The organism is Paramagnetospirillum magneticum AMB-1 (genome assembly GCF_000009985.1).
GTDB classification, from domain to species: Bacteria; Pseudomonadota; Alphaproteobacteria; order Rhodospirillales; family Magnetospirillaceae; genus Phaeospirillum; species Phaeospirillum magneticum.
Window position 1 is genome coordinate 3557813 of the sequence record NC_007626.1, and the last position, 16388, is coordinate 3574200.

Annotated in this window: 16 protein-coding genes and 1 pseudogene; 8 read left to right on the forward strand and 9 right to left on the reverse strand. The window is 64.0% G+C overall.

The annotated features are described in order from the left end of the window. The first annotated feature begins 318 nt into the window (after positions 1-318). The 3 genes from AMB_RS16560 (at position 319) to AMB_RS16570 (ending at position 2849) form a co-directional block, all read left to right on the forward strand. The gene (locus AMB_RS16560; RefSeq protein ID WP_011385642.1) at positions 319-702 is read left to right on the forward strand and encodes a transposase; all 384 of its coding nucleotides are present in this window, start codon (positions 319-321) and stop codon (positions 700-702) included. Between the two features lie 504 nt (positions 703-1206). After that, positions 1207-2340: an HD-GYP domain-containing protein gene (locus AMB_RS23530; protein ID WP_011385644.1), complete on the forward strand. Its 1134-nt coding sequence runs from the start codon at positions 1207-1209 to the stop codon at positions 2338-2340. A 299-nt stretch (positions 2341-2639) separates the two neighbouring features. Continuing rightward, positions 2640-2849, forward strand: coding sequence for a cold-shock protein (locus AMB_RS16570; protein WP_011385645.1), 210 nt, complete (start codon positions 2640-2642; stop codon positions 2847-2849). A gap of 81 nt (positions 2850-2930) precedes the next feature. Here AMB_RS16570 and AMB_RS16575 read toward each other — a convergent pair whose 3' ends face one another. From AMB_RS16575 to AMB_RS16605, 7 genes are all read right to left on the reverse strand, one after another. Then, complete coding sequence (locus tag AMB_RS16575) at positions 2931-3578, reverse strand: 3'-5' exonuclease (protein ID WP_011385646.1); 648 nt, start codon at positions 3576-3578, stop codon at positions 2931-2933. Between the two features lie 35 nt (positions 3579-3613). After that, positions 3614-3859, reverse strand: coding sequence for a hypothetical protein (locus AMB_RS16580; RefSeq protein ID WP_011385647.1), 246 nt, complete (start codon positions 3857-3859; stop codon positions 3614-3616). A gap of 312 nt (positions 3860-4171) precedes the next feature. Beyond that, positions 4172-7252, reverse strand: coding sequence for a tetrathionate reductase subunit A (locus AMB_RS16585; RefSeq protein WP_043744889.1), 3081 nt, complete (start codon positions 7250-7252; stop codon positions 4172-4174). 141 nt (positions 7253-7393) lie between these two features. Beyond that, on the reverse strand, positions 7394-8488 hold the full coding sequence (nrfD, locus tag AMB_RS16590) for an NrfD/PsrC family molybdoenzyme membrane anchor subunit (protein WP_011385650.1): 1095 nt from the start codon (positions 8486-8488) through the stop codon (positions 7394-7396). A 12-nt stretch (positions 8489-8500) separates the two neighbouring features. Continuing rightward, the gene (dsrO, locus tag AMB_RS16595; RefSeq protein WP_011385651.1) at positions 8501-9229 is read right to left on the reverse strand and encodes a sulfate reduction electron transfer complex DsrMKJOP subunit DsrO; all 729 of its coding nucleotides are present in this window, start codon (positions 9227-9229) and stop codon (positions 8501-8503) included. Positions 9230-9323: 94 nt separating this feature from the next. Continuing rightward, the gene (locus AMB_RS25375; RefSeq protein ID WP_011385652.1) at positions 9324-9938 is read right to left on the reverse strand and encodes a response regulator transcription factor; all 615 of its coding nucleotides are present in this window, start codon (positions 9936-9938) and stop codon (positions 9324-9326) included. Continuing rightward, positions 9935-11701, reverse strand: coding sequence for a sensor histidine kinase (locus AMB_RS16605; protein WP_043744894.1), 1767 nt, complete (start codon positions 11699-11701; stop codon positions 9935-9937). Before AMB_RS16605 ends, AMB_RS25375 begins: the two co-directional genes overlap by 4 nt. A gap of 127 nt (positions 11702-11828) precedes the next feature. Between AMB_RS16605 and AMB_RS16610 the strand changes: the two genes are divergently transcribed. The 5 genes from AMB_RS16610 to AMB_RS16635 all read left to right on the forward strand — a co-directional run bounded on the left by AMB_RS16610 (position 11829) and on the right by AMB_RS16635 (position 14905). Then, positions 11829-12053 carry a SlyX family protein gene (locus AMB_RS16610; RefSeq protein WP_011385654.1) on the forward strand — a complete coding sequence of 75 codons (225 nt, stop codon included), beginning with the start codon at positions 11829-11831 and terminating at the stop codon, positions 12051-12053. Between the two features lie 21 nt (positions 12054-12074). Next, the gene (locus tag AMB_RS16615; RefSeq protein WP_011385655.1) at positions 12075-12296 is read left to right on the forward strand and encodes a hypothetical protein; all 222 of its coding nucleotides are present in this window, start codon (positions 12075-12077) and stop codon (positions 12294-12296) included. Positions 12297-12611: 315 nt separating this feature from the next. After that, on the forward strand, positions 12612-14048 hold the full coding sequence (locus tag AMB_RS25380; protein ID WP_148207453.1) for a hypothetical protein: 1437 nt from the start codon (positions 12612-12614) through the stop codon (positions 14046-14048). A gap of 133 nt (positions 14049-14181) precedes the next feature. Next, positions 14182-14547 carry a toxin-antitoxin system TumE family protein gene (locus AMB_RS16630; protein WP_043744903.1) on the forward strand — a complete coding sequence of 122 codons (366 nt, stop codon included), beginning with the start codon at positions 14182-14184 and terminating at the stop codon, positions 14545-14547. Continuing rightward, positions 14540-14905 (forward strand): transcriptional regulator, encoded by a 366-nt coding sequence (locus AMB_RS16635; protein ID WP_043744907.1) that lies wholly within the window; start codon positions 14540-14542, stop codon positions 14903-14905. Before AMB_RS16630 ends, AMB_RS16635 begins: the two co-directional genes overlap by 8 nt. Here the strand turns inward: AMB_RS16635 and AMB_RS16640 are convergent, their stop codons facing one another. Beyond that, positions 14906-15385, reverse strand: a complete 480-nt coding sequence (locus AMB_RS16640; RefSeq protein ID WP_011385659.1) for a MucR family transcriptional regulator — start codon at positions 15383-15385, stop codon at positions 14906-14908. A 129-nt stretch (positions 15386-15514) separates the two neighbouring features. After that, positions 15515-16386 (reverse strand): annotated as a pseudogene (locus AMB_RS24610) (IS5 family transposase). Positions 16387-16388: the final 2 nt, after the last annotated feature.

The following is a 16388-nucleotide window of genomic DNA, read 5'->3' on the forward strand; positions in this document are numbered from 1 at the left end:
TAAACCATCAAAGATATCGATTTATAGTCGCAATATGATGAAGTCAATAGGAGGGCAGGAAACTCTCCGAAGGCAGAGGTCGTAGGTTCGAATCCTACCGGTTGCGCCAATCTCCTTACCGCAAGAACACTGGGTTTCAGCCGATTTCGGATTGGCTGACTTGAAAATCAATTGGATTTTCGGGACAACTTGGGGACACCAACCGCCGTAGCTGTCCCCGAGGCGCCCCATGGCAACCTGAGCTACTCCCCGGAAATCGGACACTGACGGGAGCTACGATCTGATGTTTGCTGATCCCCAACGACGAGGAGATCAGAAATGTCGAAGCGCAGGAATCATGACGCGGCGTTCAAGGCGCGTGTCGCCCTGGAGGCGCTGAAGGGCGAACGGACGGTATCGGAATTGGCGTCGGCCAATGGCATCCATCCGACCATGATCCATCAATGGAAGAAGGCTCTGCTGGATGGGGCCGCCGATATCTTCGAACGCGGGGCCAAGAAGAGGGCTGAGGTGGACGCGGATACGGTGCGGTCCCCGCATGCCAAGATCGGGGAGCTGGCTGTTGCCAACGATTTTTTTCTCAAAAGCTCAAGCCATGGACCGGCAAGTGAGGCGGGCCATGATCTAGCCCCAACACCCGGCGCTGTCGATCGGCGCGCAACGCCGCCTGCTGTCGATTGCGCGTTCGTCGTTCTACTATGAGCCCCAGGGCGAGACGGAGAAGAACCTAGCCCTGATGCGGCTGATCGACCGGCTGAAACGGGCCGGAACCCGCATCTCCATGGACGGCAAGGGAAGGTGCATCGGCAACATCTTGTCCGCTGTGCGTTCACTTCGCTCCGTCGAGCGGCTGTAGCGATCCCTGAAATAAGAATGCGTCTACCTGCATGCCCGGGAGACCGGATCGCAGGCAAGGGCGGAGATCGGACGCTGGATAACCTTCTACAACCACTACCAGTCACCTGCAGCCCATAGCGCCCCCCGTGGTCTACGGAAACACCATCAACCAAACGGATCAGCAGGCCCGGGGAGTAGCTCAATTGCCGCAAAGCGGCGGCAGTGAAAAAACATCAGAGGAGGTCCAAGGCGTTAATGGACCGCGAATTAGACGTTAACAAACCATGAATTTTTGCATGGCTGGGCCAGCCTATACCTCGGTATACTCCTCTCTGGACACGCCAGACTGTGTGGGAAGAGGGGGCAGCCGTGACCTACGGGACATCCGCGAAGATCCAAGCCGGGGCCGAGGCCTATTTTTCACCGGGCCAGACCCTGGTGGTCATCGATCCCAGCCCACGCATGCGCGATGAACTGGCCAAGTTGACCGTATCGTCATTCCGGGTCGCCGATTTCCCCGACGTGGATTCTGCGGTGGCGCGGGTAACCAAGGAACCCGCGGCGATTCTGATTGGCGGCGCGGTGGCAACCACCGGCCGAGTTCCTCCCATCGAGCGCCTCCGCAAGCATCAGACGTTCGGCCGCACCCCGGTTATCCGGGTGGGTCAACCCAAGCCGGCCGCCGGCGGTGCCTCGGTTCCAGACCGGGTGCCCGACGCCGAAATCACCCTGCCGGTCAAGTCCGGCGATCTGATCCGGCGGATCTGCGACCTTGCCAACAGGACGGTCGAAGCCGACTGGGACAAGCTGCCCGAGGGACCGCGCGCCGCCCTCAGCCAGACCCTGTCGGTGTTCAAGGGCGTCGGCGATCTGGTGGGAAGGGGCAAGCCCATCGAGTTCAAATCCGTCTCCGACGCCTGCTCGCCGGTGCTCGACAGCGTTCGCCAGTCGGGGCACGGCTATATTTTCGAGGGCCTGCGGAATCACAATGATATCTGGTACGTGCATTCGCTACGGGTTTCGACCCTGCTGGCGCTGTTCGGCCACAAGATCGGCCTGGACGACGAGTCGCTGATGACCCTGGCCTCGGCCGGCCTTGTTCATGATTTCGGCAAGACCAACTATCCCGCCGGCCTCAGCGGCAAGATGGGAGCTCTCAGCCCCGAGGAAAAGGCCACGGCCCATGACGGGCACGTCCTCGGCACCACGGACTACCTTCGCCAGCACAGCGACGCACCGCGCGCCGTCATCATGGTGGCCGAGCAGCATCACGAGCGACTGGACGGCACCGGGTATCCCAAAGGCCTGAAAAATGGAGACATCAACGACCTGGCCCGCATGGCGGCCATCGTCGATGTCTTCGCGGCCCTGACCGAGCGCCGATCCTATCGTGCCGCCATGGCGCCAACACAGGCCCTGGAGGTCATGCAGGAGCTGATGCGCGAAAAGCTCGATCTGCGGCTGGTGCGCCTGTTCCGAAACATGCTGCTGGAAGCCGCCTAGACCATTCCCGGCCCAGGTTCCAAAAAATATCCGGACCAGGGCCAAGGACGACGGGAATCGACTCAAAGTGATGGTGGAGGCCATTTCCAGCCTGCTTCCATCCCCCCGGGGCAAGCGGAATCCAGAGCCGACGCATAGCGCTCATTCGCGCCGAGACGCGAGCAGTGCTTGCTTTTCTGCGCCAATGGGACGAAGACTATCAGAGTCGATTATGCCATGAGCAAAATTCAGAGTTGATCGGCATCGGTTACGGGTCGCGGAACGCGCGGCCCTTCTATCCCTATCTCGGAGAATTCTTCATGCCGAATGGCAGCGTCAAGTGGTTCAACAGCACCAAGGGCTATGGCTTTATCGCTCCGGACAATGGTGGTCCCGACGTGTTTGTGCACATCTCTGCCGTCGAGCGGGCAGGCCTCTCTGGGCTGAATGACGGCCAGAAGGTTTCCTTCGAGGAAGAGCGCGACCCCCGCAAGGGCAAGACCTCCGCGGTCAATCTGAAGGTCCTCTAAGCCTTCAAATGACACGGCCGGCATTCTTGCGAATGCCGGCCGTGTTTATTTTGGGGACGGGCGATCCACCCTGGCGCCCCCCTACTGATCCCCAAAGCTCATATAGCGGGTATCGTCCTGGACGAAGCCGCCGGCCATCTTCATGAAGGCTTCGGCCGTCAGAATCGCATCGAGCAGCGCCCCATGATGTTCGAACCGGTCGGAGCGGTCGACCCACAGGCGATCGCACAGCACGTCCAGTGAACCGGGCACGCCCGGAAAGAACTGCCGGGACAGTTCCTGGGTACAGACGAAATCCCCGTCGCCGAAGATCATCTCGTCAAAGCCGCAACGCCCGGCCCTGGCATACTCGAAATTGAGAAACTCCATCTCGTTCTCGGCGCTGTGAGCCAACAGCGCGTCCTGTCCGATGAAGGCCTCAAAATCGTCGAGGACGTCGCGGAACGACGGCGCAGTCTTCAGCTCGGCCGGGCTGATTCCATGGACATCGATGGACGCCTTGGAGATGGGGCCGCCGGGCTGGAGGCGGCGCTGCCAGCTTTCGCCGGTCTTCCACCCCTCGTCGCCACGGACCAGTTCCAGGCAGCCGATTTCGATGACCACGCCGGGCAGGCGCAGCCCCTTGGGCATCTTCTTGATCTCGGCCGGGGTCGGGACCTTGAACCCCGTGGTCTCGGCATCGATGGCGACAATCCGCGAAGTGGTGGCCAAATCGTCGAGGGACAGCATGGCGGTCAATTCCTGAAAGAATGCGAGGGAAACGCTCAGAACCGGTCATCGCCGCGCTCGACCGGTGCGGCAGGCGTGAAGAACCGAAGGTCCATCAGCGCCGAGACGGAAATGATCCGCGTCTCGCCCTGATGCAAGAAGCTCTCCATGCGGACATGGGGAATCCCGTCGACCGTCTCCCAGACCCGGGACACCACCCAGACCTTGTTGGGCTGGTCGCCGATTTTGACAAACCGATCCCCGGGCTGGACCGGCGGAAGGGCGCGCTTAAACCAAGACATGTTTGAACTCCATGGCAGGAGCATACCACGCGCAGGGCGGGATTCGTCGGCTAAAGCGTGATGCCTTAACGGGCCGCAAAAAGCCCCGCTTCGCGGCAGGGCACCCGCCCTGACCCGTTCGGAGGCCCAGCCTCCGAACCTCCAGCTTTTTTATTAGAAAGCTGAAGGGGCCGGGAAGCCATGCTTCCCGGTTGGGGGATCGGGGGCAAAAGCCCCCGAAGCGGCGCGTCCCCACAGCCCGCTCAAGACGCAAAAACGGCCTGAAACCACCGGGATTTCAGGCCGTTCGGAAGAAAGCGCCGCCCTTGCGGCTCAGGCTTTGGCCAGTCTGGCCGGAATGGCCTGACGAACCGCCGTTCCCGAGACCGGGTCGACGAAAGGCGCCCTGGCCTTGCGGGTGGGATCGATCAGGCCGAGGTCGTTCAGGGCGATTCCGGCATCGATGCCGGGAACGGAGGGCTGCACCTCATCGCCGATCCGATGGGCCCGGGCGCCCAGTTCGCGGTGCCCGAACCCGTGTTCCACCGCCAGCACCCCCTGGCGCACCCCATGGCGGACCACCGCCACCGCCGAGGCCGAACCGGTGGGCGTGCTGATGCGGATGGCGTCGCCAGTCTTGATCCCCGCCCGCGCCGCATCCTCGGGATTGATCGCCACCGGATTATCCGGATGCAGGCCGCGCAGGCGGTTGGCCGCGATGGAGTAGCTGTTCTGCAGCGGGCTCTTGTAGCTGATCAGTTGCAAGGGCCACTCGGCCTCGGGATAGGTCTGGCGCACCGGCGTCCCGTCGGCGAAGCGGGGCGGCGCCCAGACCGGCACGCCGGAGAACCGCTGGCCCGACAGGGAATCCTTGGCGGTCCCCACCACCTCGTTATAGACGTTGAGCGGCTTGGTGAAGCGCCAGGCGGCCCATTCCTTGTCGTCCCAGGCCTCGGCGGCGGGCTGGTAGCGGCCGCCGCGCGTGAACAGGAACGCCGTCTTGCGCACCTCGTCGGGCTTCAGGGTCTCTTCCAGGTCGGGCATGATGCGCGTGACCCCGGTCAGTGTGATGTCGTCGTCGCTGGCGTCGGGAACCGGCCCCTTGCCGGTGAAGGCGACATTGGCGGCGGCGCGCAGATAATAATCCTCGGCCCGGTCCAGAGGGTGGGCATTGCCCTCGGCGTCCTTGATGGCGGCCGCACCGAAGCCCGGCAGGCCCATGGCCTTGGCGGCGGCGATCAGGAAGGCTTCCATGCCCCCCGGCTGCCCTTGCGCGGTCTTGGCCATCTTGGGCTCGACCACCGGCCAGCGCGTCAGGAAGGCCTTGGTCGGCACGCCCCCCCAGGCGGCGACGAAGCCCCAGCCCTCGTACATGAAGGCGTCGGGCACGATGTAGTCGGCGAAGGACGAGGTTTCGTTGATGAAGCAATCCATGGCCACCAGCAACGGAATCGCCTTGGGATCGCCCAGCACCTTCTCGGCGATGGGGCGCAGGCCGGGAATGCCGTAGACCGGATTGGTCGCCCACAGCAGCAGCGCCTTCAGGCCATAGGGATAGCCCGACTGCGCCGCCGACAGCCATTCGGTGGCCAGTTGCGGCGCGGTGCCGTACCAGGGCTGCTCGGCGGGATAGGGCTTGGCGCCGCTTTCCTTCTTGCGCTTGAACTCGGCCGATTTCTCATAGGGCGTGTTGCGGCCCAGCGGCGTGCCCGACGGCTTGATCTGGCCCTCGAAGCCGGCCAGTTGATAGCGCGGCCCGTCCTCCTCCTTGAAGCCGCCGCCGTTGATGATGGTACCGCCCTTGCGGTTGAGATTGCCGATCAGGGTGTTGAGGCTGACCAGGGCGAAGGCGTTGTAGAAGCCGTTGCCGGCCATGGTGCCGCCATGGGTATTGATGGCGGCCTTCTTGCCATGGCTGGTGAATTCGCGGGCCAGACCGACGATCACCTCGAGGGGGATGCCGCAGGCGTCCGAGTACTGCGCCATGCTCTGGCTCCCGGCCGCCTGCCGCAGCAGGGTCAGGCTGGAGCGCACCAGCAGCTTCTGGCCCGACACCTCGATCTCCTGGTCGACGAACAGGCGGGCGGGGCCGGTGGCCTTGGCGTGGAAGATGGGCTTGCCCTCGCCGTCCAGCACCACGAAGGGATCGGCGTCCTTGTAGCGATCGGCCTCGGGGACGGGCAGCCCCATGTCGGAGCCGCGCAGGAAGAAGCCCTGGCGCGAATGGCCGGGCTGGGCGACCACGAGGTGGGTGGCGTTGCACCACGCCGCCTCGCCGGCCGCTTCGGCCACCGCCTGATTGGGCTGGGCCAGGAAGGCGGCGTCAAAGCGCTCGTTCTCGATGATCCAGCGGATCATGGCCAGGGCCAGGGCGCCATCGGTGCCCGGCCGGATGGGAATCCAGCGGCTGCGCTCTTGCGCCACCATGTTGTCGGCATGGGTCAGCACCGGATCGACCACCACGTAGTTCAGCTTGCCCTCGGTGCGGGCGCGGGCCAGCAAGGTGCCCTGGCGCTTGAAGGGATTGCCGGCATTGGCCGGGGCGGTGCCGACGAAGATGATGAACTCGGCGTTCTGCAGGTCGGGCTTGGCGTGGGGCATCTGCTTGGTGTCGCCGAACGCCGCCCCCGAGCCCGAGCGGTACGAGCCGCCGCAATAGGAGCCATGCCCCACCATGTTGATGGAGCCGTAGGATTGCTGCACGAAGCGGCGCACGAAGTTCTCGCGGCCGTCATTGACCGAGGTCAGCATGGCCACCTGATTGACCTTCGGCCCCAATTCGGGCTGGGCCGGGTCGATGGGCTCGAAGCTGCGCAGCTCGGCCAGCCCGGCCACCCTGCCCTCGCCGAACAGGTCGCCGCCGAAGACCACCTCCTTGACCAGTTGCTCGAAGGAGATGGGCTCCCACCGGCCGGAATTGCGCGGCCCCACCCGCTTCATGGGCCGGGTGACGCGGAAGGGCGAGTTCATCTGTTCCAGCACGGCATTGCCGCGCCCGCAGGCGGTGGAGCGGCCCGCAAGGCCCTTCTCCTCGAAGCGCGACAGATGCTGGAAGCTCTTGCGCACCGGCACGCCCATGGGCAGGTGGGGGTCGGCCGACAGCGGGCTGTAGGGATTGCCCGCCACCCGCACCACCGTCTGGCTCGCCTTGTCCACCCGGACCCGCACGCCGCATTGGGTGGTGCAGCCCAGGCACATGGTGTAGCTGACCTGCTGGTCGGGATTGAGCTGCAGCTTGCCGTCGGGGCCGACGGTCATCTCGGGGGCCAGGGAGCGGCCGTGGATGCCGCCGGTCTTCTTGTCGCCCAGCCAGGTCTGGGCGGCGCGGGCGCCGGTCTGGGAGAAGCCGGCGGCAAAGGCGGCCAGGCCACCGGCGGCGGCGCCAAGCTTGAGGAGATCGCGACGCGAGGACATGATTCAGACTCCCTTGGCGGAGTGATGCCAGCGGTCGAAACATTCGACCGCTGGACGGTCACAAGGTGGCCGCGCGCCTTATGGCGCGGAAGCCAAGCGGCCCGGAGGGCGCGCCCGGCGATTGAGGGCGCTGGAAAGGTGTCAGCCTTTCCAGCCGTTGGCATGATTGCGGCTGTCCGACCACGGCAACAGGGTGGTCAGGGCCAGCAGGATGACCAGCCACAGGCCGGCGGTGCCGATGATGCCCATCAGGCCCTCGGGTCCCAGCGGCAGGTGGTATTGGTAGAAGCCGGCGCCGGTCTTGGGCACCTCCTGGCCGCCGATGAACACCGTCCAGCGGAACATCCAGGCGGAATGCAGGGCAATCAGGCCGGTGATCCAGCCGCTGCCCGCCGGGCGCCCGAGGGCAAGTCCCAGGGGCACCAGGGTGGCGGCCACCGCCCACAGGGCGGTCAGCCCCCACGAGGCCGAGCCGGAGACCTCGGCCAGGGCGCGGGCATGGCGGGGCGACAGGCCGGTCAGCCCCAGGGCCAGCCAGACTCCGCCCAGGGCCAGAACGGCCAGCAGCGCCTTGGCCAACAGCGCGTTCAGCCGCGCCTCCACGCCCATGTCGCCCTCGCCCAGGGTGCGGTTGAGAACCAGCAGCAGGCCCAGGGCTCCCACCATGGCGGTGGCCAGGAACTGCAGCGGCAGAACCGGCGTGTTCCACAGGGGGCGCGCCTTGACCACCATCACCTCGGCGCCGGTGTACAGCATCACCAGGGCGCCGCCGAGAACCGCCAGGGCGGCCCCGGCCCGCAGCAGGCCGGGCAGGGCGCCGCCGCCCAGCAGGCGACGGAGGGGCGCCAAGGCGCCGCCCCGGCCCGCCTCCGCCGCGAAGGCCGGACGCAGGGCGGCATAGGCATAGGCGAACAGCCCCGCCAGATAGAGGGGGATGAAGAAGGCCCCCCAGGCCATCCACGAGCCCCATTGCGGATGGAGATAGAAGTTCAGGAAGCGGCCGGGCTGGTGCAGGTCGGCCAGCAGGGCCACCGGCGCGCTGGCGCCGCACACCAGGGCGCCCAGCAGGGCAAGGCGGCCGACGGCGCCCCAGTCGCTTCGCCCCAGCAGCAGGCCGGGCAGCGACAACAGGAACAGGCACACCGACAGACCGATCAGGAAGAAGTACTGGACCGCCCAGGGCAGCCAGGCCACATCACGGCTGACATACAGGATTTCGGTGATGGAAGACGACATGACGGGGCCCTCCTAAACGTGGCTCGACGGCCGCCACAGGGTGGGCGTTCCGTCGACCCGGCCGGCGAAGCGCTCGTCCAGGCCGATGTAATAGACGTTGGGGGCGGTGCCCTGCTCGGGCTTCAGAACCTTGGTCCGCCCCTTGTTGGCGTCCAGCAGCCGGCGCACCGCGCCTTCGGTCTCATTGAGATCGCCGAACACCCGGGCACCACCGACGCAGGTCTCGACACAGGCCGGCAGCAGGCCCGCCGCCACCCGATGGCCGCAGAAGGTGCATTTGTCGGCGGTATTGGTCTCGTGGTTGATGAAGCGCGCGTCATAGGGACAGGCCTGGACGCAGTAGGCGCAACCGACGCAGCGGTCGGAATCCACCATCACCGCCCCGTCCTTCTGCTGGAAGGTGGCGCCCACCGGGCAGACGCCGACACAGGGCGGGTCCGAGCAGTGGTTGCACAGGCGCGGCAGCACATAGGTGCCGACCTTGTCGCCCTCCGTCACCTCGTAGGTGGAGACGAAGGTGCGGAAGCTGTCCGCCGGCACCCGGTTTTCCATGATGCAGCCGATGGTGCAGGCCTGACAGCCGATGCACTTGCCGAGGTCGACCACCATGGCCCAGCGGCGGGCCGGATCGCCGCCCGGAGAGGCGGCCGCCTCGGCGGCGGCGGGAATTGCGGCCACGGCGACGGCACCGGCGGTAATGCGGCCCATGCCCTTGAGCAGGTCGCGTCTTGAATGGGTCATGCCCGGAACTCCGAAAAGCGGATCGGTCTCGGAGATCAGGCTATAGCCGTTGGAATTTTGCGGGTATTGGGGGCTCCCCCAGGGGAATTAGGGTTTACCCTAAGCCCACCATCAATTGGGCCAGTTCAGCCACGGATCGGGCCGCCATCTTTTCCATCACCGCGTGCCGGTGAACCTCCACCGTCTTGATGGACAGATCCAGGTCGAAGGCGATCTGCTTGTTGGGCTTGCCCGCCAGCACCCGGTCCAGCACCTCGCGCTCGCGGCGGGTCAGGCTGGCCAGACGCTTTTCGACCACGTCGCGGTTGGCCGCATCGGCGAGCTTTTCCCGGCTGGCCCGGATGGCGGCGGTGACGGCGTCGAGCAGAACCTGATCGTTGAAGGGCTTCTCGATGAAGTCATGGGCGCCGGCCTTCAGCGCCGATACCGCCATGGGCACGTCACCATGGCCGGTGACGATGACCAGGGGCAGCACGAATTTGCGCTCGGCCAGCAGGCGCTGCAATTCCAGGCCGCTCATGCCCGGCATGCGGACATCGAGAATGACGCAGCCCGGCCGCCCGTCATCGGGCAACTGGGCCAGGAACGCCTCGGCGGTGGCGAAACCCCGGCTGTCCAGCCCCACCGAGGCCAGCAGAAAGGCCACCGAACCGCGCATGGCGTCGTCATCGTCGACCACCAGGACCAGGGGCTTCAAGGCATCGGTCACGCTGGGGCCTCCGCTGGCGGAATGACGAAGCGCAGCGTCAGGCCACGCCGGGGATTGGCGGAGGCCCACAGGCGTCCGCCATGGGCCTCGATGATGGTGCGGCAGATGGACAGGCCCAGGCCCAGCCCTTCCGGCTTGGTGGTGAAGAACGGCTCGAACAGCCGGGCTTCGGCCTCCTGGCTGAGACCGGCGCCGCAATCGCGCACCGCCACCTTGACGCCGCCCTCGCCCGGGGAGGTGCGCACGGTGATGCCGTCGCCAGCCTCCGCCCCCTGCCCGGCCGTGGCATCGACGGCATTCTGCAAGATGTTCAGCAGCACCTGCTGAATCTCGCCCCGGTCCACCGAGACGCCGGGCAGGCCCTCGGCCAGATGGACATGCACGGCGATGCCCCGCCGTCCGGCCAGGGATTCGAACAGGGCCAGGGTCTCGGCCACCACCTCGTTGATGTCCAGGCGCTCGCGCCGGGGCTTGCGCCGGCGGACGAAGCCCCGGATGCGCTGGATGATGGCCGCCGCCCGCTCGGCCTGGGTGGCCACCGCCTGGGCGCCGTCGGCCAGCATGGCCGGATCGGCCTGCCCGCCGTCCAGCATGCGCGACATGCCCCGGGCATAGTTCATGATCGCCGCCAGGGGCTGGTTCAGCTCGTGGGCGATATTGCTGGCCATCTCCCCCAGGATGCCCAGCCGCGAGAACTGGTCGCGCTCGGCCCGGTGGCGGGCGGCGTCGTTCTCGGCCCGCTCGCGTTCGGCGATCTCGCGTTCCAGCTCGGCGGTGCGGCGGCGCACCAGCACCTCGACACGGGCCACATGCACCACCCACCACAGCACCGCCATGGCGGCGATGACCAGCCATTGCCAGTGGCGGCGGGCCAGTTCGGCCAGATTCAGATGCTGGCGGAGATGGGCATAGGGGCCGATCTCCAGGTCCTGCATCAGGGCGTGCACCTGGGTGTAGTCCTGGGGCGCCGTCCAGGCCTGGCCGTCCACCGCCGGCATGGACAACAGCGCCGCCGCCACCTGCTTGGCCAGATCATGGGAGGTCTCGGCCAGCTTGGCGAACGGCCAGTCGGGATAAAGCCGCGACGAGACGGCGCAGGGCAGCTTGGGCTCGTCCCGTCGCCCCACCACCCGAAGCTCGCCCGGCGCCAGGGCGCCCTCGGCGATCATCTCCTCCAGCAGGCAGGCCCGCAGCACCCCGGCATCGACCAAGCCGTCCCGCACCAACTGGGCCACCCGTTCCATGGGAAAGCCGGTCTGGCGGATTTCCCGCAGGTCATCGGACGGATCGAGGCCCAGGGCGGCCAGCTCGCGCCACAGAACCTGATAGCCGCCGAACGCCTCGGTGGAGACCACGGCCAGCCGCCGCCCCTTCAGCCCGGCAAGGGTGTCGAGATCCGGCCGGTCGCCCCGCGCCACCACCGTCGAGCCGATGGCGGCGATGGGCGAGCCGCTCCGCTCGGATTCCACCGTCACCAGCCGGGTGGCGCCGAAACCGCTTTCCAGGGCGATGTAATTGCCGGGATTGGTGATGACGAAATCCACCTCGCGCCCGGCCACCGCCCGGCTCATGGCGTCGAGATCCAGAGGCACCAGCACGAAGCGGCTGCCTCCCACGCTGCGGTTAAGGTGCGCAGCCGTAGGCTCCCAGGTGCGGAGCGCGCGCTCGGCCCCCTGGAAGGCCAGCACGCCGATCCGCACCTCGGCGGCAAAGGCGCCGGAGCACGTCAGCAGACAGCAGATTAGGAAAAGCCGGAAAACCATGGCAAGAGACTGACCAAACGGGCAGCAAACGGCAAGGCCAAGAAACGCCGGTCTGGACTGTGCCCCCAAGGGGACGCAATATGCCGCGGCCCGCCGATGGCCGGCGGCTGGAAATGGGTGAGCGGAAATGACCGACGAGACCGACGAAGCCAACCGGCGCCTTGTCGCCCTGGAAATCCGCCTGTCCCACCATGAAATCATGGCCGAGGAACTGTCCGAGGTGGTGGCGCAGCAAGCCCGGAGCATCGACGTGCTGGTGGCCGAGGTTCGCCGCCTGAAGGAACGGCTGGGCGAGGCCGAAGCCGGCCTGCCCGGCTCGCCCCAGGACGACCGGCCGCCGCCGCATTATTGAACGGGAAAAGAGGATGAACCGATGATCGGCAATGACGGCAAGCCCGTGACACGGGACCAGATCCGCGCGGCGATCGCCGTCTATAACGCGGGCGAGCGCGGCTCCAGGGAGTTCGCCGCCATCCCCCGCGCCTTGGTGACCATCCTCGACAATCTGGCGGTGGGCAAGACCTCCTACGTCAAGGGCGGCGACGGCCAGCTTCAGGTCAGCCGCCGCAAGGACAAGACCATCGCCGCCGGCTAACGGCCCCTGACCGGAAAGTCAAACGCCAGCAGACGCTCGATTCCAAAATGGAAAGCCCCCGAAAGGCGTTACCTTTCAGGGGCTTAAAGTGGTGCCCAGGGGCGGAATCGAACCACCGACACTGCGATTTTCAGCAGATGCCGCCGCAAGCTAATGCATTGAAATATAACAACTTGCCCCAAACGGCCGCTGATGCAATTAGCTTCTATTTTCTCTTTGTTCTCAAAAACTTGCGAGTCACGGACACTGCGACTAAGATTTTGGGGCAAGTTTGGGGCAAGTTGCCCCCCACCTACCATGTCCGAGCCCGCCCCCATGCCCGCTTATGAAACTGAATGGCACGACGAAACCGGCCAACTCATCCTCTTCCAGCGCCCGTCGTCGCGCTCCAAGGGGCGGTTCTACTTTCGCCTCCAGATCTTAGGTCAGCCGCGTAAAGAGGGACTGGTCGCCGCCGAATTCCGATATAGCCCTATGCATCTCGCGACGGCAGGTAGGGAATTCGATTTTGAAACGGTCAAGCGAAACGGCCCGCCTGAAGAGATCATCGAATTTGGCAAGCGCATCCTCTATCGCTATCGCGAGCAGGTTGGGAAAGGCAAACGCCTGAACTCGCGCCGGACTCCAACCCTGGCCGAGGCCGCCGAGGATTACCTTGACGACTTGCTGGAGTTGCAAGGTCGCGGGCAGGTCAGTTGGACGAAATATGAGCATCACCGCAGTTTTATCACGCGGTATGTCGCCCGATACGATCTGTTCCAGAAGAAGCCAATTGATGAGATCGATACGGTCGATCTGGCTGTTTGGCAACGCTGGCGAGACACCTATTGGGTCAGTGGCCAAGGTGCCCAAATCGATGCCATAGAGTCGTTGCGTAATGGCGAGCCATTTGTTCGGCGGATAACCGCCAAGGAAAAAACGATTCCTGCGGGCACAACAAAGAGCAAAGAATGGTCCTATCTGCGGGCGGTCTTCAAATTTGCTCGTAGGCAGCGACATGTGACATCGATCCCCGACCATGCCCCCACGACCACGGACACGCCTTCATCAGCGTCCAGTCCTACTCCGCACTTCACCCAGACTGACTGGATGCATTTGTTGGAGGTTATTCCCAACTGGCTTAACCCTCCAAAGCTGGTAGGAGATAATCGGCGCCATCGCCAACTTTGCTGGTGGTGCTGCCTTACCCTCCGGGCATACGGTTTACGTGTGGCCGAGGGATACCAATTGAAATTTTCCTCCCTCCTCCCCGACGTCGGCCCTGATGGTGAGGAAATTTATGTGAAGCTCCACGTCAACGCCGTGAAGTCACTGGTCAAGCCGCGCACGGTGGAACCTATCGATCACATGCGGCAGGAAATATCGACAATCCTGCTGAAGACGTTGCCCGCGTATTACGAGGCCCAATTTGGCAGAAAGCCCACTGCCAATGACCCCTTATGGATGCACAGGGATGGCAGTGCGATTGGCTCATTCGCCAAAAGCTTTGATAGCCTTTTGGATTCCGCAAAACTGACGCACAATGTGTACGGCCATGATTTCGACCTAACAAGCATCCGCCACACAACCATTACGGAAGAAATTGAAACGAGCGATCTGAACCCTGGCGTAATCGCGACCTGGGCAGGCACCAGCATTGCCATGCTGGACAAGACATACAACCACGCACTGGGAGTCCGAGCACGTCGGCAGGAACGAGAACGACGGGAGCGCCTTCGCCAAATGAGTTCAGAAAAGAAATCCGATAAGTAGCTGGACTACGCCTCCATACCTAACTTTTAAATGAGTCGGCAAAAACACTCTATCGCCAAATTGGCCTTCCATTGTCACTCCCTCTCAGCCCTGAACTTGCCAACCCATATCACTAACTGATATGAACGTAGGCATGCCACATGCTGATCAGACCCTCACATATCTGCTGGATCTTGATGGTGAAGAGATCATCTACGATGACGGTTATGTCGCCCGATTCAAGGCCAAGGCGATCGAAGCTACGGCTGAAAAACCCCACGGCGTTTCGTATTCGCTGACCTTCCATTCCCGCGATGGCCGCCGGTTGATGGGATACGACAATGCCCATGGCGTTGGGCATCGTGGCGGCAAGTTTGTCGAACGCCAGACCGCCTTCGACCATTGGCACCGCGACGAATCCGATGAGGGTCGGCCCTACCAGTTTGTGACAGCCGAGAAGCTGATTGCCGATTTCTTTGATGAGATCGAGCGCATCCTGAAGGAGCAACACGATGGCTGAAAAGACCAAGGTCGGCATCGCCACCCACAATGAGCTTCGTGAGCGCGCCTTGCAGATCGCTCGCGGTGAACGTCGGCGCCTGCCTGATGAACCGAAGATTTGGTTCACGTCCCTTGAGTCGTTGGCGAAGGTGCTTTCGGAGCCAAATCGCAGGCTGTTGCGGATCATTGATGAACAACACCCGGCATCGCTGGCCGAGTTGGAGGTGATGAGCGGCCGTAAGGCCAGCAATCTCTCCAGAACCCTTAAAACCATGAGCCAATACGGCCTAGTCAGGCTGGTGCCAGGCAAGCGTGGCTCTGTTGCCCCCGAGGTGCTGGTACGCGGGGTTCAGATGGACTTGAGCATCGTTGGGTAATCAGCCCGTTGGCTTGGCCCATCTCGACGCAGGATAAGTGTGGGGTGCCTTCTCTGCCCCCGCCGTATCAGAGGAGGCCTCTGCCGCTGCAGCCTTGGGTTTCCGCCCAAGGCCGATCTGGATGGCCATCTCCGAGCGCTTTTGCGAATAGTTGGGGGCGGCCATGGGATAATCGGCAGGCAAAGCCCATTTGGATCGATACGCATCGACCGACAGGCCATGCGATGTCAACAGATGGCGCCTTAGCATCATTTGCTTCTTCCCGCATTCCAAGCAGGTGACGGCATCGGGCGTTATCGACTTTTTGATCGGCACCGCCGGGATGGGACGATCCGCATCAACTGAGGGCGGAGCATCGGTACCGGCCAAGGCTGCGTAGGTAGCCTTGATGAGCTCAGGGAGATCGGTGATGGGGATCTCGTGATTTCGCAAATAGGCAGCTGCAATCCGAGCAGCAAGAGACATCTTTTGATCAACCACTACATTTCTCCCTGAGATGCCAAGCAAATTAACGCGTCATAACGACGTTGCGACCGCCTGCCTTATCATATCCATAAGCGTCTGAGATTTTTTTGCACTAACTTTGTCAGAGTCCGTCCGTGAAGTTTCCTATGATTTCCGGTGTCTTGCTATCCTTCGCAGCATGAGGCGGATCATGGCGAGGCGAAGAAACGCCAGCGCCATCCTGGCGAGATTCTCGAAGTCCTTGGCGAGACGGCGACAACGCCCCAGCCACCCGAAGGTGCGCTCAACGATCCACCGCTTTGGCAGAACTTCGAACCCCTTGGCGGTGTCGGAGCGTTTGACGATTTCCAGGTGCCACGCCCCGAGTGCGCGGACGGCTGCCGCGGTGGCGGCCCCCTGGTAGCCGCCATCAGCGAACACCCGAACGATGAAGGGGAAGAGGCGCCGGACCTCCTTGAGGACCGGCAATCCGCCATCACGATCCTGGACATCGGCCGGTTGGACATGAGCCGCGAGGATCAAGCCAAGCGTATCGACGACGATGTGCCGCTTCTTGCCTTTGACCTTCTTCCCAGCGTCGTAGCCCGATGGATCAATCCGCGCCCCCCTTTTTCCGCGCCCTTGACGCTCTGGCTGTCTATGATCGCCGCCGTCGGGCTGGCTTCTTTGCCGGAGAGTTCCCGCACCTCGATGAACAGGGCGTGATGGAGGCGTGCCAGCGTGCCATCCCATTCCCACAGCCCAAGATATTCATGCACCGTGCTTTTGGGCGGCAGGTCCGTGGGCAATGCTCGCCACTGGCAACCGGTCATCAACACGTAGAAGATCCCATTCACCACTTCACGAAGATCCACCGTTCGCTGGCGCCCGCCGCGCTTTGCCGGTGGGATCAGCGGCGCCACCAGCGACCATTCCTCATCCGTCAGATCACTTGGATAGCGAAGTCCGCTCCGCTCATAGAGCCGTCGGTTGTCCTTGGTCCACATGGCGCCCCCAGCATTTCTCTGGAGACCCATGG